Origin of the sequence: Pseudomonas sp. (assembly GCF_035497915.1) — a bacterium.
Lineage (GTDB): Bacteria > Pseudomonadota > Gammaproteobacteria > Pseudomonadales > Pseudomonadaceae > Serpens.
On the sequence record NZ_DATJCS010000005.1, the window covers coordinates 1 to 22,385 of the forward strand.

General features: G+C 66.2%; 17 protein-coding genes and 1 rRNA gene. 1 reads left to right on the top strand and 17 read right to left on the bottom strand.

The window, feature by feature from the left end:
* Window positions 1-89 (top strand): 5S ribosomal RNA (gene rrf / locus VL129_RS01420); the annotation flags it as partial.
* A 55-nt stretch (window positions 90-144) separates the two neighbouring features.
* On the opposite strand, the gene VL129_RS01425 is transcribed toward rrf, so the two are convergent.
* From VL129_RS01425 to tssB, 17 genes are all read right to left on the bottom strand, one after another.
* A complete protein-coding gene (locus VL129_RS01425) occupies window positions 145-1,059 on the bottom strand; it encodes a serine/threonine protein kinase (RefSeq protein ID WP_325409314.1) in 915 nt (304 codons plus the stop codon).
* Complete coding sequence (locus VL129_RS01430; protein WP_325409316.1) at window positions 1,056-1,793, bottom strand: PP2C family protein-serine/threonine phosphatase; 738 nt, start codon at window positions 1,791-1,793, stop codon at window positions 1,056-1,058. The genes VL129_RS01425 and VL129_RS01430 overlap by 4 nt, the downstream gene beginning before the upstream one ends.
* On the bottom strand, window positions 1,793-5,287 hold the full coding sequence (gene tssM, locus VL129_RS01435; RefSeq protein WP_325409524.1) for a type VI secretion system membrane subunit TssM: 3,495 nt from the start codon (window positions 5,285-5,287) through the stop codon (window positions 1,793-1,795). The genes VL129_RS01430 and tssM overlap by 1 nt, the downstream gene beginning before the upstream one ends.
* A gap of 7 nt (window positions 5,288-5,294) precedes the next feature.
* On the bottom strand, window positions 5,295-6,167 hold the full coding sequence (gene icmH, locus VL129_RS01440) for a type IVB secretion system protein IcmH/DotU (protein ID WP_325409318.1): 873 nt from the start codon (window positions 6,165-6,167) through the stop codon (window positions 5,295-5,297).
* A 5-nt stretch (window positions 6,168-6,172) separates the two neighbouring features.
* Entirely contained in the window at window positions 6,173-7,504 is a 1,332-nt protein-coding gene (tssK, locus tag VL129_RS01445) for a type VI secretion system baseplate subunit TssK (protein ID WP_325409320.1), read from the bottom strand.
* Between the two features lies 1 nt (window position 7,505).
* A complete protein-coding gene (gene tssJ / locus VL129_RS01450) occupies window positions 7,506-7,973 on the bottom strand; it encodes a type VI secretion system lipoprotein TssJ (RefSeq protein ID WP_325409322.1) in 468 nt (155 codons plus the stop codon).
* Between the two features lie 5 nt (window positions 7,974-7,978).
* Window positions 7,979-9,142, bottom strand: a complete 1,164-nt coding sequence (gene tagH / locus VL129_RS01455) for a type VI secretion system-associated FHA domain protein TagH (protein ID WP_325409324.1) — start codon at window positions 9,140-9,142, stop codon at window positions 7,979-7,981.
* Between the two features lie 16 nt (window positions 9,143-9,158).
* The gene (locus tag VL129_RS01460; RefSeq protein ID WP_414705103.1) at window positions 9,159-9,287 is read right to left on the bottom strand and encodes a type VI secretion protein; all 129 of its coding nucleotides are present in this window, start codon (window positions 9,285-9,287) and stop codon (window positions 9,159-9,161) included.
* Between the two features lie 42 nt (window positions 9,288-9,329).
* On the bottom strand, window positions 9,330-11,255 hold the full coding sequence (locus VL129_RS01465; protein ID WP_325409326.1) for a type VI secretion system Vgr family protein: 1,926 nt from the start codon (window positions 11,253-11,255) through the stop codon (window positions 9,330-9,332).
* A gap of 14 nt (window positions 11,256-11,269) precedes the next feature.
* A complete protein-coding gene (locus VL129_RS01470) occupies window positions 11,270-12,778 on the bottom strand; it encodes a sigma-54-dependent Fis family transcriptional regulator (RefSeq protein WP_325409328.1) in 1,509 nt (502 codons plus the stop codon).
* Window positions 12,765-15,308, bottom strand: a complete 2,544-nt coding sequence (gene tssH, locus VL129_RS01475; protein ID WP_325409330.1) for a type VI secretion system ATPase TssH — start codon at window positions 15,306-15,308, stop codon at window positions 12,765-12,767. The genes VL129_RS01470 and tssH overlap by 14 nt, the downstream gene beginning before the upstream one ends.
* Window positions 15,309-15,312: 4 nt before the next feature.
* The gene (gene tssG, locus VL129_RS01480) at window positions 15,313-16,311 is read right to left on the bottom strand and encodes a type VI secretion system baseplate subunit TssG (protein ID WP_325409332.1); all 999 of its coding nucleotides are present in this window, start codon (window positions 16,309-16,311) and stop codon (window positions 15,313-15,315) included.
* Window positions 16,275-18,059 (bottom strand): type VI secretion system baseplate subunit TssF, encoded by a 1,785-nt coding sequence (gene tssF, locus VL129_RS01485; RefSeq protein ID WP_325409333.1) that lies wholly within the window; start codon window positions 18,057-18,059, stop codon window positions 16,275-16,277. The genes tssG and tssF overlap by 37 nt, the downstream gene beginning before the upstream one ends.
* Before the next feature lie 432 nt (window positions 18,060-18,491).
* Window positions 18,492-19,961 (bottom strand): PAAR domain-containing protein, encoded by a 1,470-nt coding sequence (locus tag VL129_RS01490; RefSeq protein ID WP_325409335.1) that lies wholly within the window; start codon window positions 19,959-19,961, stop codon window positions 18,492-18,494.
* Between the two features lie 14 nt (window positions 19,962-19,975).
* Window positions 19,976-20,389: a type VI secretion system baseplate subunit TssE gene (gene tssE / locus VL129_RS01495; protein WP_325409337.1), complete on the bottom strand. Its 414-nt coding sequence runs from the start codon at window positions 20,387-20,389 to the stop codon at window positions 19,976-19,978.
* Between the two features lie 3 nt (window positions 20,390-20,392).
* A complete protein-coding gene (gene tssC / locus VL129_RS01500) occupies window positions 20,393-21,871 on the bottom strand; it encodes a type VI secretion system contractile sheath large subunit (protein WP_325409339.1) in 1,479 nt (492 codons plus the stop codon).
* Between the two features lie 22 nt (window positions 21,872-21,893).
* Entirely contained in the window at window positions 21,894-22,379 is a 486-nt protein-coding gene (tssB, locus tag VL129_RS01505; RefSeq protein WP_325409341.1) for a type VI secretion system contractile sheath small subunit, read from the bottom strand.
* Window positions 22,380-22,385: the final 6 nt, after the last annotated feature.

The following is a 22,385-nucleotide window of genomic DNA, read 5'->3' on the forward strand; positions in this document are numbered from 1 at the left end:
CCTGATCCCATCCCGAACTCAGCAGTGAAACGATGCATCGCCGATGGTAGTGTGGGGTTTCCCCATGTGAGAGTAGGTCATCGTCAAGCACCTAAAACCAAAACCCCAATCCGCTAACGCGGGTTGGGGTTTTGTCTTTTCAGCTCACTTAAATCGGGCCATCAACCTGGCGAACACAGACCGCCTGGTGGTCTGCTCCCAAGCTTCGTACAACTGACGGGCCGAACAGCGCTGGTTCGGCAGGCTGGAAATCGCCCTGTTCAGCAAATTCCAGATACTTGTCGGCATCTGTGCAGGCCGGCGTAATGGTTCGTCCTTCAGGTGAACACCGCTCAGCTCCAACAGCACGCAGCCCAGCGAATAGATGTCCGCTGCGCTGCTGGCAGGTTCGCCCTGCAGGATTTCCGGCGCGGCGTACCTGGGTGTCCATGCCCTGAAACGCTCCCGGTCGAGTTGTGGAAGCGCGTCCTGAGAACAGTGCCCGAGCCCGAAATCGAACAGACGGACATCCTCCTGCCCCGCCAGGATATTGCTGGGTTTTATGTCCCCGTGCAGGGTGCCCCGCTCATGGCAATGCGCTACCGCAGCCAGCACCCTGCCGCCGATGCTGTGGATATCACTCCACGCAAGGCCTTCAGGCTGGCTTAGGAGCAACTGGTCCAGCGTGATGCCATCGAGCAGCTCCATCACGATGAAGGGATGCTCGCTGGCCGGATCGATATCGAAATGCAGCACCCTGATCACATTGGGATGCTTCAGGCGCAGCGTGCGCACGAACTCGCTGTGTAGCAGCGTCGAGGCATCGGGGTATTCGGCACATTCATTGTTCAGGGTCTTGATTGCGACCAGCGGACAGGGATCCCCCAGCTGTTCACGCAATAGATCCCGCGCCCTGAAGACCGCGCCCATGCCACCTACGCCGAGCAGTCGTTCCATCCGATAGCGATTGCACAACAGGTCCGGCACGGGCTGCAGGCATGCCGTGCGGCGTTCCGCCTGTTTCCCGGCCGGTTGCGCAAAGGCGAAATAGGTCATTTCGGGCTTAGGGGCGCTGGTCATGGCTGGGCTCCCGGCATCTGGCGGACCACCACGGCGCTCAGGTTGTCGCGCGCCGGGCCTTGCATGACGAAGTCGATCAGAAGGTCTGCCGCACGCTTCGGTGTCGACGCCTTCAGCGCTGCGCCGAGCACCGCAGCCGGCGACGCCTGGTGGATGCCATCGCTGCACAGCAGGAAGCAGTCACCCGGGCGGACGTCGAACTCCACGGTATCCAGCTCTAGGTCGGTCGTTGCGCCCACCGCGCGGGTCAGGGCGTGGGACGCCGGATGCAGGGCGGCCTGTTCGGCCGTGTATCGGTGGCTGTCGATCAGCTGCTGGGCGAGGGAGTGATCGCGCGTAAGCTGGAACAGCCGCTGATCGCGCCATAAATAGCATCGGCTGTCGCCTGCCCAGAGGCAGGCCCCGCGAACCCCTTCGACCAGCAGGACGACCACGGTACTGCCCATGATGGAATCCTGCTGATCGGCCGCCAGGGTCAGATCCTGGCTCAGTCGCTGGTTCAGTCCGGCGAGCTCGCTGCGTACCTGGGCGATGCGCTGCGCAAGGGGGCCGTTCAACTGCAGCGCCGACAGCCCCTCGATGATGCAGCGGCTGGCCAGCGCCCCGTTGGCATGCCCGCCCATGCCGTCGGCAATCGCCCACAAGCCCCGATTGGCGGCCGCCAGCAGTGCATCCTCGTTGCGCTGCCGGACCTTACCGGTTTCGCTGCGCGCCGCGCTCTGCCATCCGCCCATTACAGGACTGCCGGCAGCCTGAAGCTGCGCAGCAGCGACGGATCGAAGGGATTGGGTGAGCGCTGGCTGTGCAGCAGGTACTGAGCCCGGCGATCTTCCAGATGCGCCTTGAGCAACAGCACGTCCCGCCCGCTGTGGTGCTCCACCTGCAGTTGGTCGAGCAGGCGGAACAGCGACCAGTGTCCGCTGTTCCGCTCCACGGCAATGCGTCGACCGCCGATCTCCTCGATCAGCACGCTGGCCCGGCCATCCAGGGTATGGTCAGGCCAGCGAAACGAGGTCTGCACGATCGGGCCGTGGCGATACTCGTGCTGCTGGTTGCCCAGCCGGAATTCCGCACGGCGCATGTTCGAATCGAGCAGGTAGGATTCCAGCTTGAACTGCACACCGGGTTCGTCCGGATTCTCGGCGAAGAAGCTGCGGCGAATGTCCTCGGCTTTGCCCAACTGAGCCAGGAAGTGCGGTGACAATGGCAGGCCGCGGCCATCGATCAGACGTGCTTTCAACTGATTGCCACTGCCGGTCACGAAGGGCTTGAGGTGGCTTTCGAAGAAGCGATCCGCCACCCCCTTGCTCTTGAAGAACTCGCGGAAGTCAGCAAGGGACACCTCGCTCTGGCTCTGGGCCTCGAAGGGATACCGCTGGCGTAGCGCGTCCTGGTAGAAGGCGTACAGCTCGGCCTGGTAGCGCTGGTTCAGATGCTGCTGGGCTTCGCTGAGAATCAGCATCCAGCTGTCGTCGGCGAGCAGTTCCAGCCATTGCCCGACCGGCTTGGGCAGGCGCGCGACACTGCTGCGCAACTGGCTGAGGGCATCGGCGCGACCGCTCATGCGCTGGCGGGCCAGTTCGAAGGCGGTCTGTTCGGGCTGGCTGGCCTGGGCCAGCCCGTTGAGCAGGCTGTTCAGCTCATCCAGGGCGCGCAGGCTGGCGGTCAGTTCCGGCCCGGCATTGCCGCTGTCATCCAGCAGACGATGCAGGGGGGCGAAATGACGTTCCAGGGCCTTGCGGGCGGTATCCGGGACGGCGCCACCAAGTCGCGTGCCAAGCGCCGCTGCGCCGGGAACGCTCGCCAGCAGTTCGCTGGCGGCTTCGGCAGATTCGGTCGAGCCGCTGAACTGGGTGTTCTCCCGAACCTGTATCAGCAGCTGAAGCAACGGCGAGCTGGGCGAGCCCAGGCCGGCGACCAGTTGCGCGCCTTGGGCGGCATTGCCCACCGGCTCCGGTTCCAGCTGTGCCAGCGCCTGTGACCAGTGGTAGGCATAGTCCCGGAAGTACAGCTGCTCCACGTCCGCTAGCAGGCCACTCAGGTCGTGCGAACTCAGGCCTTCACTTTCACCCAGCACCCAGTTGTCGCGTAGGATTTCCTCGACCCGACGTGGTCCCTGCGCCAACAGGTAGCTGCGGTAACCGCGCTGGGTATAGAAGCCGGGAATTCCGTGGTCGCTGCCGTTGAGCAGAGTGGCCTGCGGGCCGAGATGCTGATGGAAGCGGTACTCGGGCAAGGGCTGCGCCTGATCGCGCAGCATGCGATAGACCACCTCGGCCAGCGATTCACTGCGCAGGATCTGACGCGCCTGGGTTACCAACTGAGCATCGATCGACTGCGGCGGGAACGGCTCGGCCAGCAGACGCCGAAAATGGCCATTCAGCGCATCCTGAACTGCCGTATCGCCCGCGTGGAGGTGCGACCATTCGGCCGCCAGCCTGTCGGCGAGGAACCCGGCATCGCGGCGCTCGGGCAGATTCAGCATCAGGTAGGCGCGCAGGCTGGCCAGCAGGCCGTCGCGGTCCTCGCGTTGCCCTTGCAGCTGGGCTTCCAGTTGCTGGCGGACCCTTGGCAACAACAAGCTTTGCAGATCCTGCTGATAGTGATCCCGAACCAGCGGCTCCACCTTGCTGCGCTGATACAGGCCGCCACGCTGGACAAACGGCACTTCGCCACGCTCCGGGAACACCTGGGTGGCCGCATGGCTGGTATTCAGTACCTCGAGCATTCGCTGGACATCATCAAGGGCCTGGAGTTGCTCGCGGGCCGGCGCCAGGGCGCCGGCGATCTGCCGCAGGCGCTCCAGGCGTGCCTGATTGTCGGAAAATGCATTGCTCCAGAGTCCCGTTACCGCCAGCACGCAGCCCAGCGCGCCGGCATACATCGCCCGCTGCCCCCAGGCCAGGCGCCGCGCGGTCTGGCCGTCGAGGCTGGCCAGTGACGCCTCCGGGAAGATCACCTTGGCAAACAGATCGTGAATGAAGCGGGGTTTGCCGGTGTGCAGGCTGGGCAGCAGGCTGCCGGCCAGGCCGAGCTGCTGGCCGATGCCGAGGGTCACCGGGTCCAGTCCGCCCTCCAGTTGCGGCGCGCTGGTCAGGTACAGCCCACGCAGCTGGCTGGCCCGCTGGTAGCGGTTGCCGGCGAAGGCCAGCTCGACGAACAGGCACAGTTGCTCGCCCAACTGGCCGAGCTGATGGGGAAAGTCGAGAATCTGCCCGCGCCGTACCGTATCGCGCTCCTGGTGCATGCGCGGAATCACCTGGTGATTCAGCCGGCGCAGCAGTGCTTCGAGTTCCGCGCGTAGGGTCGCCTGCTCGGTGGCGCACTGCCCGGGACGGAAGGTCATGCCCAGTACCTGGTCGGCCTCCTCCCGCGACAGCTGATCGAAGGACTCGGCGAAGCCCGGCACCTTGTCCGCCTTGCCGAGCACCAGATACACCGGCACGTCGACGCCCAGTTGCTGATGAATCTCCTGCAGGCGCTGGCGGGTCTGGCGCGCCAGGTGCTCGAGCGCCAGCTCATCGCCGTTCTGCAGCACATCCACCGGCAGGTTCACCAACACGCCATTGAGCGGCCGGGTGCGGCGCCGGCGCAGCAGGCGCAGGAGCGTCTGCCAGCCCAGGCTGTCCACCGCAGGGTCGGGTTGACTCAGATAGCGACCGGCCGTATCGATCAGCACCGCCTGTTCGGCGAAGTACCAGTCCGCGTACAGGGTGCCGCCGACCTCCCGGGTCAGGCGCTGCTCCGTGCCCTGATTGAGCGGAAACTCCAGCCCGGAGAAATCCAGCAGGCTGGTCTTGCCGCTGCCCTGCGGGCCGATCAGCAGGTACCAGGGCAGATCCTCGCGCCACTTTTCACTGCGACCGGCATACAGGCGCGAGCCCTTGAGGGTACGCACAGCCTCGCGGTAGCGATGCCGCAACTCGGCCTGTTCTTCGCCGATCAGGCTCTGCTGACGCAGGGACTCCTGGGCTTGCTCGGCGCTCTGCTCGCGGCGCTGGAGCTGTTTGCCGCGCCAGTCGGCAAACACCAGGGCCAGCCCCCACAGCAGCATCAGCAGGCCGATGCTGGCCAGACGGCTGAGCGGCGAGGCCCAGAAACGCTGCTCAGCAATCGCTAGCAGCGGGCCGACGAACCAGATCAGCAGGCTCGCCAGCAGCACCAGCAGCAGGCTCCAGACCCAGGTCCGCGCCAGGAAACGGCCGATCCGGGCCGCGTATTGCTTGATGTCCATGTCACTTCATCCCTGACTGCGTGGAAAACACCTGTGCCGCTTTCGTGTCCAGGTACGGCTGCAGGGCGCGGTCGCGCTGTGCGCCTAGCGCCCAGGCGAAGCCCACATACAGCACGCCCAGGCAGGCCACGGTACACAGCGCCACCGTCCAGGCCGGCACGTTGAACAGCGGCCGACGCTGGCCGCCCCTCAAGCCTTCCCAGTGCGGCGACAACTCGCGCGGTACATCGCCGTGCAGCTGGCGAATCTGTCGGTACAGCCCGTCGCGTACCGCCTCCAGTTCGAGCATGCCGCGCGGCAGCACCCGATAGCGGCCTTCGAAGCCCAGCGCCAGGCACAGGTAGAGCAGTTCGAGCATCGCCAGGTGCTTGACCGGGTTGCGCGCCAGCCGCTCGAGCAGCTGGAAGACCTTTTCACCACCGAAGGTCTCGTTGTGGAAGCCGCTCAGCAGGCTCAACTGCGACCACTCGCCGGCCACACCCCAGGGCGTGGTGACCACGGCTTCGTCCAGTACGCTGCACAGTACGTAGCGGGCCGCCATCACCTGCGCGCTTTCCACCCCGTCCTGCAGGGCGCGGTACTCGAACTGGCGGATGGCGGTGCCCAGTTGCGCCTGCAGCGCGTGCAGGTCTTCGCCGTGCAGACTGCTTCTGATACGTACCGCCTCGGACAGCAACGGCGCGGCCGCCGCCACCAGCGGGTTGAGGCTGACGCTGAAGGACTCGGCCGGCCGCACGCGCGCGGCGAAGACCATGCGCGCCTCCAGCTCCTCGTACTTGGGAGTGGCCCCGACGTCGCTCAGCAGGCTGTCCGCCGCCGGCGGCTGGCCGTTGTGGCTGAGCACGACCGTCCTGTCGCTCGCTGTGTAATCCATCTCTCTCAATCCCTGATCGCCCAGAATTTCAGTTCCAGCCCGGTGAATTCACCGGACGCATGCAACGCGAAGCCGCCCGAGCGTTTCATCTGTTCCTGCTCGTCGGGGGTCAGCTCCAGCGCGAAGTAGGTCTTGCCGGCATGGAAGGGGATCTGCCGTGGCGCCACCGGCAGCGGACGCAGGCGGATGCCCGGCAGGTGCAGGTTGACCAGTTGGCGAATGTGCTCGACCGGGCCGATCTTCAGATGCGCCGGCAGGCGCGTGCGCAGCGACTCCGAATCGCAGTCGGCGCTGGCGGCCAGCACGAACACCGCGCTGTCCAGCAGGCTGGCATCGTGCAGTGGCGTCACCTGAATGCCGTACTGCCGCTGCTGCAGCGGCAGCTCGATGGCGTGCTGTTCGAGCACCATCGACAGCACCTGGCGCAACGCGTCCAGCAACTGATGGAAGCTGGCACCCTGGTCGCCATGCTGGTAGCGGACCTCCAGGTGCGGGCGTTTGCTCTCGGCTGAGAAGGTCGCCAGCTCGCCGAACAGGCACAGCAGTTCCCGGTAGATCTGCACAGGATGCATCTGATCGACGCCCAGGTAATGGCGCAGCAGCGGCTCGTAGCGGTTGATCAGCTGCAGCATCATGAAATCCCCCACCTCCGCGCCGCCCACCTTGCCGGTGGCGCGGATGCGCTCGGCCAGGGTGTCGCCCCGGTGCGCCAGCATGGTGATCACTTCCTTGAGGCAGGACAGCAGGTAATCGCTGGCATGGAAGTGCAGGAAGCTGGGGATGAACGCCGCATCCAGGCTGATCACGCCGTCGGGCGTGGTATCCAGTACCTGGCACACCTTGAGCTTCACGAACAGCGCGTCGTTGTGCTGCTCGCCCAGCTGCAGGCGGAAATCCGGCTGGCCGCAGCCGACCTGGCCGAGGCCGTTGTCGCCGGCGTTCGAGTCGGCCAGGTCGCGGTCCAGGGTGACGAAACGCGCCAGCACGTCCTTCTGCTCGGCCCGGCGGCTTTCGATGTGATTGCCGGTGGCCAGCGGCAGGGCCAGATAGACCGGCGTGCCGGTGGTGTTCGGCGCGATGTCCAGCACCAGCGGCGGCTGCTCGGGGCCGATGTCGAACAGCGTGCCGTCCGGCAGCAGACCGCTGGCCCGGCTCAGCACCAGCTTGCCCATGTTGAGGAACTGCCGGTCGATCTCCAGGCCGAAGAAACCCCACGGATAGTGCCCCAGGCGCTGGGTGCGGCTCTTCAGCTGGTGGTCGTGATAGCGGTCGTTCTGCTGGAAGTGCTGCGGCTTGAGCAGCATGCCTTCCTGCCAGATCACCTTGTCCAGGGCCATGTCAGTCGTCCTCCGGCTCGGGGGTATCCAGGCGCCGCACGCCCTGGTCGTCGAGATGCAGGCGCACCTTGTGCAGCGCCTGCTCCTCGAGCGGAATGACCTGGCGCCAGCGGGTTTCCTGCAGGTCGCGATAGGCGGCCAGCACGCCGACGTAGCGGCTGCCGGGCTGCACGTGCACCTTCAGCGCACGCCAGCTGCCCGGGCGCAGCTCGAACTCTTCCTGGGTGACGAAATCCGGCGCCAGGGCCTGGCGCGGGTTCTGGTAGAGGGCGAAGAAGTCCGTGTTCTCGAAAGCCGCCGGATGGCGCAGCTCGATCAGCCGCACCACGATCGGCGACGGCCGGCCGCCGAGGTCGGGGTTCAGGCTGTTGCTGGCGGTGACGAACATGTCCAGCTTGGTCAGCGACGAGGAGCAGCCGCCCAGGCACAGCAGCGCGCCGAGCAGGGCCAGGGGAGCGAGGCGAAACATGGACATCATCCTTGCGAGTCGGTGTTCAGGGTGGCGATCAGGCGGACCTGTTCTTCGTAGGCCTGGGCGAAGTCGCGGGCGAACAGCCGTTCGCCCCAATCGCCGTCCTGGCCCAGCTGGCGATGCTGGCGCCGGTAGGCGCGCCAGCGGCTGCCGGCCGTGGTCAGCCAGGGCTTGCGGTCCTGGTCGCTGCGCGCGGCGATCCGCTCCGGCGCGAAATGCTCGAACATGGCCTGCACCGCCGCGCGGCTGGCGGCCAGCATCGCCACCTGATGGGCCTGCAGGTCACGGAAGGCCCTGGCCACCGCCTGCTCGCCCTTCAACTGGCCGGGCTTGGCTGTGCGCAACAGCGCCTGCAAGGCCTCTTCGCTGTTCACCGCATGCTTGAGCGGGTTGTTGCCGGCGCTCTGTACCGAGGTCTGCTGCAGGCGCAGCTCGCCCTTGAGCTCGCTGCGGGTGCGCAGGCTCTGTTGCAGCTGGCCGACACATTGGCGCAGCAGACGGGCGGCCTGCAGCGCCACGGCCTGACGGGCCGGCTCGTCGAGTGGTTCCAGCTGCATGCCCAGTGTCTCGCCCAGCCGCTGCCAGAAATCATCCCGGTTCGGATGGGCAGGCGCCGGCATATCGGCTGCCGTGGCGGTGGCTGCCGGCACCAGCCGTGGCACCAGCAGGCTTTCCGCCTCCACGGCGGCGTAGTCCCGCTGCGGCGCCTCGCTGGCGGCCAGGGATAGCGACAGGTCGAGGCCATGGGCCGCAGTGTCCGCTGCCGTGGCGTCCAGTCCGGCCAGCGGGTCGAGCTCCAGAAAGGCATCGTCGGGAATGATGCTGGCGCTCGCCAGCAGCGCGTCCTCCTCCATCCCCGGCACCAGACGGGCGCGAATCTCCACCTCGCCCAGGCAGAAGACGGCTCCATGCTCGATCTTCTGCGGCACGCCCTTGATCAGGCTGGCGCCGTTGTCCTTGAGGCGGATGCCGTTGCTGCTGGTGTCGGTGAGGAAATAATCACCGTCCCGGTGACTCACCCGGGCATGCCGCCCCGAGATGACCCGCTTGCTGTCGGCAATCACCCAGTCACAGTCCGCCGCCCGCCCGATCACGCCGCCGCGCGGGGTGAAGCGGGCGCTGGAGTCCGCCGCCCCAGCTCCGACCCTTTCGAAAACCAGTTCCATGGTTGGCACTCCTTGCTTACTTGCGTTGCACAGCCTGGGGTTCGCCCAGCGGGCGGTAGTCGCTGTCGCTCCAGCGGGGATTTGAACAGCCGGCGAGCGCCAGCACGGCCAGCAGCCAGGCGATTGAACAGGTGCGTATCGACACGGAATTCCTCCTTGAAATGAATGGGGGGCGGGTGCGCCGGAGCTAGTCCCGGCGAGGCGGGTTGTCGGCAACAGCCGGTCGGCTGGGTGGCCGCGTGGCCGCGCCGGAGCCCTGGCCCGGGCTGCCGCCCGAATTGAGGCGAATCTGCGCACCGCTCAGGCTGATGCCGGATGGGTCGAGTTTCAGCCAGCTGCCGGCGGCGGCGAGGGTCAGTTCCTGGCCGGCGTCGACGACCAGCTTCTCGCCGGCGGACAGGTGGATTTCCCGGCCCGCTGCGACGAGCAGGCCTTCGCCCAGCCGCATGTGCTGGCTGCCCGCCACGCTCAGGTGGTCGTCGGCCCGGAGTTCGATCCTGCGGTCCTGGTGCACCAGGCGATGCTCCTCGCCGCGCACCTCCAGGAAGCGGTTGGCGCCGATCTGCTCGTGCTGCGCATGGCCGACCTGCAGCTGCTGGTCGTTGCCGATGTGCTGCTCCCAGTCGCGCTGGGCGTGCAGGTAGATCTGCTCGGCGTCCTTGCGGTCGTCGATGCGCAGCTCGTTGAAGCCTTCGCCGCCCGGGGTGCTGCGGCTGCGGAACACGCTGCGGGTCTTGTGTTCCGGCAGCGGGTAGGGCGCTGGGTTCTCGACGTGGTAGAGGCAGCCGGTGACCAGCGGCTGGTCAGGATCGCCGTCCAGGAAGCTGACCAGCACCGTCATGCCAACCCTAGGCAAAAGCTGCGCGCCATACTGATTGCCGGCCCAGCCAGAGGCCACGCGCAGCCAGCAGGAGCTGTATTCGTCCTTCTGGCCCTCACGGTCCCAATGGAACTGCACCTTGATCCGTCCCAGCGCGTCGCAATGGATGTCATCGCCAGCCGGCCCGCAGACCAGCGCGCTCTGGGTGCCGAGCAGCCGTGGTCTGGACGCCGGTTGCGGACGGAACGGGATGTCCCACGGGATGGCGGTGAACCCGTTGCGGTAACCCGGAGTGTCACCGCCCGCGTCGCCATAGGCCTCCAGCACCTGCGGCTGCCGCCCCGCGTGGCGGACTTCGCTGAGCAGCCACAACTGATTCCAGTCCCGGCGGGGATGCTCCCGCAGCTCGAGGAAATGCCCGGCGGCCAGCAGCGGCTGGTCGCTGTCGCCCTCGCCCAGTGTCCTGTCGTGACGGTGGGCTTCCAGGGCGCGCTGGGCCAGCTGACGGCCGCGCGCGCGGTCGCGGAAACCTCCCGGGAAGCCGTAGTCCTCCTGCACGGAGGGCTGGTCGAGGCGGGCGGCGCATGCCAGGGCCAGGCGCGGCTGCCGGAAGTCATGGTCATGGCGCACCACGGCCTCGGTGCGCGCCTCCAGGCGCACGGCAAAGTGCTGCACGGTGGGCGTCTCGCCGGCCTGACCCGAGGCCGGCTTATAGGGAACCGGCTGGCCGAGGCGGGGGAAGGCGGTCTGGTCGTCGCCGAACACCAGGCGGTGGCCGTCCTTGCCGTGCTCGAAGTGATAATGCAGTCCTTCCTCGGCGCACAGACGCTGCAGGAACTCGAGATCGCTCTCGGCGTACTGCACGCAGTAGTCGCGCGGGGGATAGCTGCTGCCCAACTGGAAATGCCGGGCCTCGCCCTGGATGCCGTGCTCGTCGAGCAGCGCCTCCAGGATCTGCGGCACGCTGCGCGCCTGAAAGATGCGGCAGTTGCGACGCAGGGCGAGCCGCAGCAGCTGCGGCCCCAGCTCGAGCCGATAGCGGCTCAGTTTCCCGGCGCATTCGGTCTGCTCGATGCGCTGCACCAGGCCGTGAATGCCCCGTTCTCCGGCTGCGTCCAGACGCAGAAATGCCGGCTGCTGCAGCAATGACTCGAAGTCGAGATCGGGGTGGCGGCCGACCAGTTCGACGACGAAGCGGTAGGGCTGGCTGATGCCTTCGTGTCCGTCGAAGGCGAGCACCTGCAGGTCGTCGGCCAGACCGGCAAGCCGCAGGGTAAAGAGAGGTTCGGCCATGGGTCCTCCTTGGCTCATGCCCGCGCCGGGCTGATGCCCAGGCGTTCCATGCGGTACAGCAGCGTGCGCCGGGGCAGCCCCAGCTCACGGGCCGTCTGGCTCTGGTTGCCGCCGGTGCGCCGCAGGCAGTCGAGCACCAGGCTGCGCTCCACCTGCTCCAGGCGTTCGCGCAGATTCTGTGCGCCCGGGCTGCGGGTCGGGTCCAGGTTGAAATGCTCCGGGCGCAGTTCGCTGCCGTCGCAGAGCAGCACGGCCCGTTCGATTAACGCCTTGAGTTCGCGCACGTTGCCGGGGAAGTCATGGCCGCTCAGGCGCGCCAGGGCGTCGTCGCTCCAGCGGCAGGTGCCGCGCTGCAGGAAGGCGCAGGCCTTGTCGGTGAAGTGCCGGGCCAGTTTGAGCAGGTCGTCGCCGCGCTCGCGCAGCGGCGGCAGGTCGATTGGAAAGCTCGCCAGGCGATAGAACAGGTCTTCCCGGAAGCGTCCCGCGGCCACTTCGCCCGGCAGGTTCCGGTGGCTGGCGGCGATGATGCGCACATCCACCCGGTGCGTCCGCGTGCTGCCCAGCGGGCGCACCTCGCCCTCCTGCAACACGCGCAGCAGCTTGGCCTGCAGGCTGAGCGGCATGTCGCCGATCTCGTCGAGGAACAGGGTGCCGCCATCGGCGGCATCGAACAGGCCCTGATGGTCGCGGTCGGCGCCGCTGAAAGCGCCCTTGCGGTAACCGAACAGCTCGCTTTCCAGCAGGTTCTCCGGCATCGCCGCGCAGTTCTGCACCACGAAGGGCTGGCTGCGCCGCGAGCCATGCTCATGGATGGCGCGCGCCACCAGTTCCTTGCCGGTACCGGTTTCCCCACGCACCAGCACGGTGATCGGTACGTGCAGTACCTTGCCGAGCAACTGGTAGACCCGGCGCATCCCGGCGCTGTCGCCGATCAGTCCATAGGCGTTGCCAGTGTCCGCCGGGCGGCTGGCGGCGGGCGTGGTTGGCGGCTCGGTGCGGGCCGGTTCGGCCCGTTGCAGCAGCCGCAGCTGATTGATGACGAAACCGCCCAGCTCGGCCAGCAGCTCGCCGCTCGGCGAGAGATCGCGGCGCTGGCGGCTGGCGCTGACCAGCAGGCCAGCCACCTGCCCCTGGGTATCCGGCAGCGGCAGGCATAGCAGACTGCGCCAGGGCCGCAGGCTGGCCGGCAGGAAGCCGGTGGCGTGCAGACTGGCATCCAGTTCGTCGAGGGCCAGCGTGCGGTTCTGGCACAGGCAGTACTGCAGTAACTGCTCGTCGCGGTAATCGCTGGGCAGGCTGGTGGCCGAGTGAACGGACACTTGGCCATCGAGGGATTCCGCGCTCAGCGTCAGGCGCGTGTGGCTGTCATCGAGCAGATACAGCTGGCTCAGCTCGCCGCCGGCCAGTCGTGATGTGATGTCCACCAAGGCTTCCAGCAGCGCTTCCCGGCTGGCGCTGCGGGCCAGACGGGTCAGCGAGAGCAGCGGCACATCCGGCTGCGTCCAGGCTTCACAGGCACTCACAGCTCAGCCCTCCTGCGATGTCGAGGCCGACGTGGATCTGCTGCAGCGGCGTGCCGGTGGCCAGGGCGTCGAGCAGCCGGTCAACCACCAGCGGCTGCAGGTGCCGGTCGAGCAGCTGGTCGATCAGGCGGGCGCCGCTGTCGCCGTGACTGCAGCGCTCGGCCAGTTGCGTTACCAGCGCCGGGCTGTGACTGAAACGCACCTGGCGCGCGGCCAGGCGTTCGCCGAAGCGCGCCAGCTTGAGCGCTACCAGTTCGCGCAGCAGCTCGCCGGACAGCGGGTAGTAGGGCACCACCTTCATGCGCGCCAGCAACGCCGCCTTGAAGTGCCGGGACAGCGCCGGACGGAGGGCTTCTTCCAGGCTGTCGGCATCCGGATGCTGCTCGTCCGCGCACAGCTCGGCAATCCGCTCGCTGGCCAGGTTGGAGGTCATCAGGAACACGCAGTTGCGGAAGCTGATCTCCCGCCCCTCGCCGTCGTTGGCCATGCCCTTGTCGAAGATCTGGTAGAAGAGGTTAAGCACGTCCGGGTGGGCCTTCTCCACCTCGTCGAGCAGGATCACCGAATAGGGTTTCTGGCGGACCGCCTCGGTCAGCCGGCCGCCTTCGCCGTAGCCCACGTAGCCCGGCGGCGCGCCGATCAGCTGGGACACCGTGTGGCGCTCCTGGAATTCGGACATGTTGATGGTGGTGAGGAAACGCTCGCCGCCGTACAGCAGGTCGGCCAGCGCCAGGGCGGTTTCGGTCTTGCCCACGCCGCTGGGACCGACCAGCAGGAACACGCCGGTCGGCGCCTCCGGGTTGCTCAGTCCGGCAGCGCTGGCGCGCATGGCGCGGTCCAGCGCCTGCACCGCCTGTTCCTGGCCACGGATGCGCTGGCGCAGGTCGTCGGCGAAGCTGGCGATGCGGGCGTTGTGTTCCCGGGCCAGCTGCGTGGCGGGGATGCCGGTCCAGTGGCTGATCACCTCGGCCACCAGGCGCGGGCTGACTTCGTGGCTGACCAGGGACTGCGCCGCTTGGGCTTCGGCCAGCTCGGTCTGGGTGGCGGCCAGGGCCGCGCGGGCCTCCTCATCCGGCGATTCAACGCACTGCTGGCGCAGCTCCAGCAGGCGACTGGCCAGCTGGCGTTGCTGTTCCCAGCGTTCGGCCAGCTGGCGTTCTTCCTCGGCCAAGGTCTGCAGGTGTTGTTGCAGACGCTGCAGTGCCCCATCGTCCAGCGCCAGGCCGGCCGCCTGGTCGCGCTGCTGCGCCGCCAGCTGACGCTGCCCCGCCGCCTGCTCGGCGCGCAGCCGTTCCAGCGCCTCGGGCGGGGTGGCCAGGCTGATGCGCACCCTGGCACAGGCGGTGTCCAGCACGTCCACCGCCTTGTCCGGCAGCTGGCGCCCGGCCAGATAGCGCGCCGACAGCTCCGCCGCGGCCCGCACGGCATCGTCGCGCAGGTAGACGCCGTGGCTGCCGGCGTACACCGGCGCCAGGCCGCGCAGGATGGTGACCGCTTCGGCGACGGTGGGCTCGTGGACCTGCACCGGCTGGAAGCGGCGGGCCAGCGCCGGGTCCTTCTCGAAATACTGCTTGTACTCGCGCCAGGTGGTCGCCGCGATCGTGCGCAGCTCGCCCCGCGCCAGGGCCGGCTTGAGCAGGTTGGCGGCGTCGCTGCCGCCGGCCTGGGCGCCGGCGCCGATCAGCGTATGGGCCTCGTCGATGAACAGGATGACCGGCGTGGGCGCGGCGGATACCTCGTCGATCACCCCTTGCAGGCGGCGTTCGAATTCGCCCTTGATGCTGGCGCCGGCCTGCAGCAGGCCGAGATCCAGGGTCAGCAGCTCGACGCCGTGCAGCGCGGGCGGCACCTCGCCCCGCACGATGCGCAGGGCCAGGCCCTCGACCAGCGCGGTCTTGCCCACCCCGGCCTCGCCGACCAGGATCGGGTTGTTCTTCCGTCGCCGGGTGAGGATGTCGATCATCTGGCGCAGCGCGGCGTCGCGACACAGCACCGGATCGAGCCGGCCGGCGCGGGCTTGCTCGGTGAGGTTGTGGGTGAAGCGCTGCAGCGCCGTGTCGGCGGCGCGGCTCGGGCTGGGCGTCTGCGCGCGGGCGAACGCCAGCAGACGTTCGGCGTTCAGGCGCGCCAGAAGCGGCTGGTAGTGCGTGCCGGCATGACGCAGCGGGTTGCGCAGCAGCGCCAGCAGCAGGGCCGCCTGATCGATGTGTGGCTGACCCAACTCCAGGGTGGCGAGCATCAGCGCGTCCTGCAGCCATTGCACCAGCCCGGCGCAGAACACCGGGTTGCGGGTTTCCTCGCGCTCGCCGCGCGGCTGCAGGGTGGCGGCCAGCTCGCCGGGTTCCACCCCGGCATCCTGCAGGGCACGCAGCAGCAGGCTGTCGTTGCGTTCGAGCAGGGCCAGCAGCAGGTCCTCCACCAGCACCTTGCCGCCGGCGCGGGCCACGCAGCGTTCGGCGGCCTGTTCCAGGTCGCGCTGGCTTTCGGCGTCCAGCGCGCGGATGAGTTGTTGCAGGTCGACGGTCATCATCTCTCTATCCTTGAGAAGGGCTTAGGGTCACTTCAGCGGCGGAGCGGGGCTGGCCGAGCCAGCTGGTCCAGCCCAGGCGGCAGGGGTTGTGGGCGCCCAGGCCCAGTGCCGGACGGTTGTCCGTCTGCAGTTCCAGGCGGATGTCGTAATCCAGCGGGTCGCGCAGGGTGAAGCGCACCAGGGCCAGCAGCGGTTGGTAATGCGGGCCGTTGGGCAGGAATTCGTGGAAGCGTTCCCAGGACAGCTGGCGCACATGGATGCGGAACTTGCCGCTGCGGTCGCGCACCGAGTCGCCCAGCACCAGGTCGCTGCCCAGCCGGCTGTTGGCCTGGCCCAGGCGGCTCTGCTGCTCGGCGAGGATGTTCACCCGGCGCTCCAGGCACTGTTCGATGTGCACCGCCGGGTGCTTGAAGTAGTAACGCAGCACCGACTCGATCAGCGCCGCCGAATGGGCGCGCAGGCTGAGCAGGCCCAGGTAGGGCAGCAGGCGCTTCCAGTTCAGCGCCGCGCTGGCGCGGATCGGCTCGCCACTCAGGCCGATCAGCGCGAACAGCCGTGCGGAGAAGGGGTCCGTGGCGCCGGGGCGAAAGCGCGCGTGGTAGCGGTACTTCTCCCAGATCGGCAGCAGCAGCCGGTACAGGCGCTCGTTGAACAGGTCGAGGAAATCGCGGGTCGGGTTGTCCTCGCCCAGCGCCTGTTCCGCATAGAAGGCCGGCAACGGCGAGCCGCTGCCGAACAGCCCCGGCAGGTTCACCTGCAGGCGCGCGCGCAGCTCGCCCTGCTCGTGGAAGAACTGCACCTGCTCGATGTCCGCACCGGGAAAACCCAGGCTCGGGTTGGCCTGGAATTCCAGGCGCTGGTACAGGCTGTCCTCGTCCAGCTGCGGATGCTGTTCGCGCAGCCGCTCCAGCACCAGGCGCACAGCCTGGTAGAGGCTGTACTCGCGGATGCCACGGCTGAGCGCGGTCACAGCAATGGCTGCTGACCCATGCGCGGCGTCCATTGGTACACCTCTCCCTGTGTGCTCTGCACGCGCAGCTCGTGGTACGAGTTGAGGCTGGCGTACAGGGCAAAGAATTCGTTGAGCACGGAGGCGAAGAGGAACAGCTCCCCCTCGCCGAGAAAGCCGTCCGCATCGAGCGTCAGCTCGGTGCGCACGCCGCGCACCGGCAGGCCGCGCAGCAGGCGATCGACGTGCTGATGGCGGATCTGCTTGAGTCCCTCCAGACGGCGCTGGCTGACTCGCGCGGCATGCTGGTCGTAATGGCGCGGCAGGTCGTAGGTTTCCAGGATCACCCGCAGCGCCTGCACGTCGGCCAGCGACAGGTAGTTGAGCGACAGGTTGGAAATCAGCTTCCACAGGTAGTCGCCCTGCAGTGGCGGTGCGTAGCAGGGCGTCACCGCGCCGATGTTGCGAAAGGTGAGAAATTGCGGGGTGCCTTCGCTGGGCAGGCAGATGTCGCCCGGCGCCAGCTCGCGCGGCAGGTCCTGGTTGGTGCAGGTCAGCTCGACGGACAGCGTCTCGTGGCGGTCCAGCCGGCGCGGGCTGAAGGCCAGCCAGGTTTCCAGGCCGTCGCCCACCGGCGACGGCTGCTGGCGCACGCTGTACCAGGGTCGCGCCGTCGGGCTGTCGAAGCTGGCGTCGTGCTCGAACGACTCGAACGGCACGTAGTCCTCGTAGCCCATGCCGCCGGGCTTCCAGCCGGTGACCCGTTCCACCGCGAACACCCCGCAGTGCTGGGTGGCGAACTCGGCGGGACGCAGCAGGTAGCGGTCCTGGCGGCCGTCCAGACGGATCGGCATGGCGTCGTGGGCGAACAGGTTGACCACCGGCGTGCAGTACAGGCGCACGTTGTCCAGACTCGGCCGGATGCGCTGCACGCCGGTCTTCTGGATATCGAAGCCGAGCAGCAGGCCGCGCGTGCGCTGGCGGGTCTCCTCGGGCAACTGGGCCAGACGCTCGAGCCCGCCGACGTCGACGAACAGGAACTTGTCCGGGAAGGCGAAGAATTCCTGCAGGTGGCGGTAGCCGCGGAAGCTGTTGAGCGGGTAGGGCACCAGCGCCTCGTCCTCGCCGAAACCGGCCGGCTGCACCGCGTCGGCGTCCAGACGCACGGGCGGCAGCGGCTGGCCCTGTGCGTCCTGCAGCGGCTGACCCTGTTCATCCAGCAGCACCACGTCGAGGCCGCCCAAGTGGCGCAGCAGGCTCAGGTACAGCAACTGGCTGATGTAGCGCTCCCCGCTCAGGTGCAGGCGCAGGCCGCGCAGCGGCCATTCACCCAGCTGGCCGGCGGTCAGGTCCAGGCGCAGGCTGAGCCGTGCCCCCTGGCCCTGGATGGCGTAATCGAGCCGGCTCAGGGCCAGCGGCAGCACCTCGATGGCGGCGGTGGTGCGAAAGCGGCAGCTCACCCCGTGCAGCGGCCTGGCCTCGACCGCCGTGCCGGCCGCCACCGTCTGGCTGGCGGCGCGCTTCAGGGGATCGAACTGCAGCATGCTGAACGCCGGCAGCGGGCGCAGGTAGTGGGGCCAGAGCAGCTGCATCAGCGAATGGGTCAGCTCCGGCAGCTCGTCGTCGAGCTTCTGGCGTAGCCGTCCGCCGAGGAAGGCAAAACCCTCCAGCAGCCGCTCGACATCCGGGTCGCGGCCACTCTGCCCGAGGAACGGCGCCAGCGCCGGATTGCGCTCGGCAAAGCGCTTGCCGAGCTGGCGCAGGGCGGAGAGTTCGCTCTGGTAGTAATGGTTGAAGGACATGGGCGCTTCCGATCAGCCGTGTCGGGTCATGGGGTTTTATGGGTCTTATTTAATGAGTCAGGGCATAACGAGGTGTCGGTAATTACCCATATTCGATTGCTTCCCTTTACTTTTGGTTGTGTCGTTGAAATGCGGTCAAGAAGGTTATCCCTATTTATTATTTTATTGTTGTCATGAATGGTGATGCTGAGTTTATAGTCGTCGCTTATGTGTTCGAAAATGCTTTCTGTATAAAGCATGTACGATGCAATGGCCGCTTTCTCGCCTGGCGCGAGGAGCACTTCAGAATTAGAGGTGTAGAAATTTGAGCTGTTTTCAGTAAGAATTTCAGCTGCTTCAGTGCATGTGTTTTCGAAGTAAACGATATCGTGCCGGCTTACTTGGTAAGTGCAAGCCGTCATGAATAGCGCAAAAACTATTAAGATTGGCTTGTTAGGCATGGAATTGAACCCTGCTCAGCCAGATCAGACCTTTTACGTCATCGTCCGAGGCAACTGTCCGACTAAATCGATCCTCCCAGTAGAGATAGGTGCTGTAATATCTCATCAGATCTATTTCTCCGACCTTAGGCATGGGGTTGTTTGGCTTTTCAGTCTGCCACAGGGTAGAGGTATTTTTATGTGTCCATGAATGGGTGGGCATAAGGCCTCCATCCCCGTACTCGTTTAGTATCAAATGGCCAAATTCGTGAGCAGCTGTTTGCTTAAATAGCTCATCAGTGAATCTCTTCCCGGTCGGCCATAGGGATGGGTTTTTGGTTTCGGATACGAACTTTGTATAGGCATACCCAAGGTTGTGGTGGATCTTGCGAAAGACCCCGAAGCTGGTTGATCGGCCACCATCGGCTGTCAGGTTTTCTACCAGGGGGAAATTCTTCGCCTTCGGTAGCTGATTGACGTCAGCGTTCACCTTTGCTCTGTAGCTGCTAGCGCCGGTCTGGATCGGATCTGCGATTCCCGGTGCCCGATCTCCATTGCGCGACCAGTAAAATTCGATTCCTTCCTTTGCTAGGGTTTCCAATGCTGGATAGCTGGCAGGATCAATATGGTTATTTCTGCCTTCAATGCCACCGTCGGAGAAACTTGGCCGCACAGTAACAGTCACGTCAAAACTGTTGCGTTCTATCCGAACATCAACCCACTCAACCTCTTGGGCTTTTGCTTTGAGATGCAGTTCGCTTATCCATTGTTTGCTACCGAGTGAAGCGGTAAGCCGTAGAAAGACATCAGTATTTTTCAATATATTGGTGTCGAGAACGCCTGCTGTGCTGTAGCCGTCCCATTGCCATTCATGCTCCCCCGTCTTCAATAAGAGATCGGTGTTGGCTTCGGTATACATTACGGCTTCATTTGAGAAAACTTCTAATGTCAAATGCTCTGCTTCATGCTTGGTATTGCGTATTAGGAAATCAATATTTTCTTTGTTATTAGTGCGGCCTTGGGTGCGTTCCTCATAGTCAGAAATCATCAGCGGTGTCAGTACGTGATTGCCGCCAGGCTTCAGCATGATGGTGTACTCGAGCTCGTTCAGCTCGGCCTGCGCCGAAGGATTTTCGGCGACAGCGGCTGCTGCAGCTGTTGCCAAGGAGGCTTGGGTAAAAATCGTACGTGATGTAGCCGGGCTTATATCCATGCCAATGGTTACTGTCGTCGATCCACTGGTGACCGCATTGCCATGACTGCCGACACTGCCCACCACCGCTGCCGGCTGGCCATTGATCAGTACGGTCGCCGAGCAGCCGGCGGCCAGTGTGCCGCCGCAGCCACTGGGGTCGCCCAGGCGTGCGGCCGGCAGGCCGTCGAGCAGCACATCTGGCGAGCCGGCGGCGATCGGTGTGCTGCCATGGCCGGGGAGCGGGCAGACGGTGGAATCGCCCAGGCGGGCGGCGGGTTTGCCTGACATGTTCGTGTATTCCCTTACTCAACCTTCATCCGGCCGCTGCCTTCCAGGCTGGCAGCAAAGCGCACTTCGCGCTGCACGCCGGCCACGTCCAGTCGAGCTTCGATGGCGAAGGCCAGGCGCTGCGGATCGCCGTGCCGGGGCAGGGCGACTACCCGCACCTGACTCAGGCGCGGCTCGTAGGCGGTGATGAAACGTTCGATGGCGATGCGCGCCTGCTGCAGGGTGTCGTGCAGTGACAGGCGCTGGTCATTGAGATCCGGCAGGCCGTAGTCGGGCAGCGTCTGCACGCCACCGGCGCGGGTGCTGAGCATCCGCGCCAGATGGGCCGCCACGGAATCCATGACGGCCTGTTCCTGGCTCCAGCCGTTGCGGCGCCGGGCGCTTTCGCCATCCAGACGCTCGAACAGGCTGCCGTATCCGCCGCTCACCGCTTAGTCCTTGTCCAGCTTGCCGACCAGCGACAGGGTGAAGTCGGCGCCCATGTACTTGAAGTGCGGCCGTACATTGAGCGTCACCCGGTACCAGCCTGGCTCGCCGGCCACCTCGTTGACCAGCACCTGGGCAGCGCGCAGCGGACGACGGCTGCGCACTTCGGGGTTGGGGTTCTCCTGGTCGGCGATGTACTGGCGGATCCAGGTGTTCAGCTCGCGCTCCAGGTCGGAGCGTTCCTTCCAGGCGCCGATCTGTTCGCGCTGCAGCACCTTCAGGTAATGAGCCAGGCGGTTGACGATGAACAGGTAGGGCAGCTGGGTGCCGAGCTTGTAGTTGAGTTCGGCCAGCCGGCCTTCCTCGCCGGTGCCGAAGAACTTGGGCTTCTGCACCGAGTTGGCCGAGAAGAACGCCGCGTTGTCGCTGCCCTTGCGCATGGTCAGGGCGATGAAGCCCTGTTCGGCCAGTTCGTACTCGCGGCGGTCGGAAACCAGCACCTCGGTGGGAATCTTGGTCTCGATCTCGCCCATGCTCTCGAAGTGGTGCAGCGGCAGGTCATCCACCGCGCCGCCGTTCTGTGGGCCGATGATGTTCGGGCACCAGCGGTATTTGGCGAAACTCTCCGTCAGGCGGGTGGCCATGGCGTAGGCGGTGTTGCCCCACAGGTAGTGCTCGTGGCTGCCGGCGACGTTCTCCTTGTAGACGAAGCTCTTCACCGGGTTTTCCTGGGGATCGTAGGGGGTGCGCAGCAGGAAGCGCGGCAGGGTCAGGCCGACGTAACGGGCATCTTCCTGCTCGCGGAAGCCCTGCCACTTGGCGAATTGCGGGCCTTCGAAGTGGTCCTGCAGGTCCTTTACGTCGGGCAGGCCGGTGAAGCGCTCCAGGCCGAAGAAGCCCGGGCCGGCCGCCGCGATGAACGGCGCGTGGGCCATGCTCGCGACGCTGGCCACGTATTGCAGGGTCTTGATGTCCGGGGCGCTGGGGTCGAAGGAATAGTTGGCGATCAGTGCGCCGACCGGCTGGCCGCCGAACTGGCCGTACTCGGCGGTGTAGACGTGCTTGTACAGGCCGGACTGCACCACCTCGGGGCTGTCCTCGAAATCCTCCAGCAGGTCCTGCTTGGAGGCGTTGAGGATCTCCAGCTTGATGTTCTCGCGGAAGTTGGTGCGCTCGACCAGCAGCTGCAGGCCGCGCCAGGCCGATTCCAGCGCCTGGAACTGCGGGTGGTGGAGAATCTCGTCCACCTGCTGGCTGAGGGTGGCGTCGATCTCGGCGATCATGCGATCGACCAGCGCTTTCTTCACCGGCTCGTTGTGGTTCTGCGGCTTGAGCAGCTCGGCGATGAAGGCGGAAACGCCGCGCTTGGCGATGTCGTAGGCCTCGTCATCGGGGCTCAGGCGGGTCTGCGCGATGATGCGGTCGAGAATGCCGGTGTCGGCGGAGGCGGTGTTCTGCGCCGCGGCGGCTGCGGGAGTGGTCATCGTGTGGCTTCCTTGTCGGTGATCAGGCGTCCAGGCCCAGCTCGTTCAGTACGCGGTCGCGGGCGTCCGGGTCGGCCAGTACGCTTTCGATGGCCTTGCGGAAGGCCGGCGCGTTGCCCAGCGGGCCCTTCAGGGCGACCAGCGCCTCGCGCAGGGCCATCAGCTTCTTCAGCTCCGGCACCTGCTCGACCAGGCTGGCCGGGTTGAAGTCCTTCATGGAGTCGATGCGCAGCTGCACGGCCAGATCGTCCTCCGCGCCTTCCTGCAGGCGATTGGGCACGCTGAAGGTCAGGCTCAGCTCCTGCTTGGCCAGCACATCGTCGAAGCTCTGCTTGTCGATGCCGACCGGCTTGCGTTCCTCGATCTTGCGTTCGTCGGCGCGCTGGGTGAAATCGCCCAGCACCAGCAGCTTGAGGGGCAGCTCCTGCTCCTCCTGGGCGTTGCCGGTGGCGGGCTTGAAGGTGACGTTGATGCGTTCCTTGGGGGCTACCGAGCCTTCTTTGGCCATGTCCTT

Coding starts and splice junctions, on each gene's coding strand:
- tssJ (WP_325409322.1), bottom strand. CDS start 7,973: ATGTTTCGCCTCGCTCCCCTGGCCCTGCTCGGCGCGCTGCTGTGCCTG.
- tssC (WP_325409339.1), bottom strand. CDS start 21,871: ATGACCACTCCCGCAGCCGCCGCGGCGCAGAACACCGCCTCCGCCGAC.
- tssK (WP_325409320.1), bottom strand. CDS start 7,504: ATGGCCCTGGACAAGGTGATCTGGCAGGAAGGCATGCTGCTCAAGCCG.
- VL129_RS01425 (WP_325409314.1), bottom strand. CDS start 1,059: ATGACCAGCGCCCCTAAGCCCGAAATGACCTATTTCGCCTTTGCGCAA.
- VL129_RS01465 (WP_325409326.1), bottom strand. CDS start 11,255: ATGGCCGAACCTCTCTTTACCCTGCGGCTTGCCGGTCTGGCCGACGAC.
- VL129_RS01430 (WP_325409316.1), bottom strand. CDS start 1,793: ATGGGCGGATGGCAGAGCGCGGCGCGCAGCGAAACCGGTAAGGTCCGG.
- tagH (WP_325409324.1), bottom strand. CDS start 9,142: ATGGAACTGGTTTTCGAAAGGGTCGGAGCTGGGGCGGCGGACTCCAGC.
- icmH (WP_325409318.1), bottom strand. CDS start 6,167: ATGGATTACACAGCGAGCGACAGGACGGTCGTGCTCAGCCACAACGGC.
- VL129_RS01490 (WP_325409335.1), bottom strand. CDS start 19,961: ATGTCAGGCAAACCCGCCGCCCGCCTGGGCGATTCCACCGTCTGCCCG.
- tssF (WP_325409333.1), bottom strand. CDS start 18,059: ATGTCCTTCAACCATTACTACCAGAGCGAACTCTCCGCCCTGCGCCAG.
- tssG (WP_325409332.1), bottom strand. CDS start 16,311: ATGGACGCCGCGCATGGGTCAGCAGCCATTGCTGTGACCGCGCTCAGC.
- tssH (WP_325409330.1), bottom strand. CDS start 15,308: ATGATGACCGTCGACCTGCAACAACTCATCCGCGCGCTGGACGCCGAA.
- tssB (WP_325409341.1), bottom strand. CDS start 22,379: ATGGCCAAAGAAGGCTCGGTAGCCCCCAAGGAACGCATCAACGTCACC.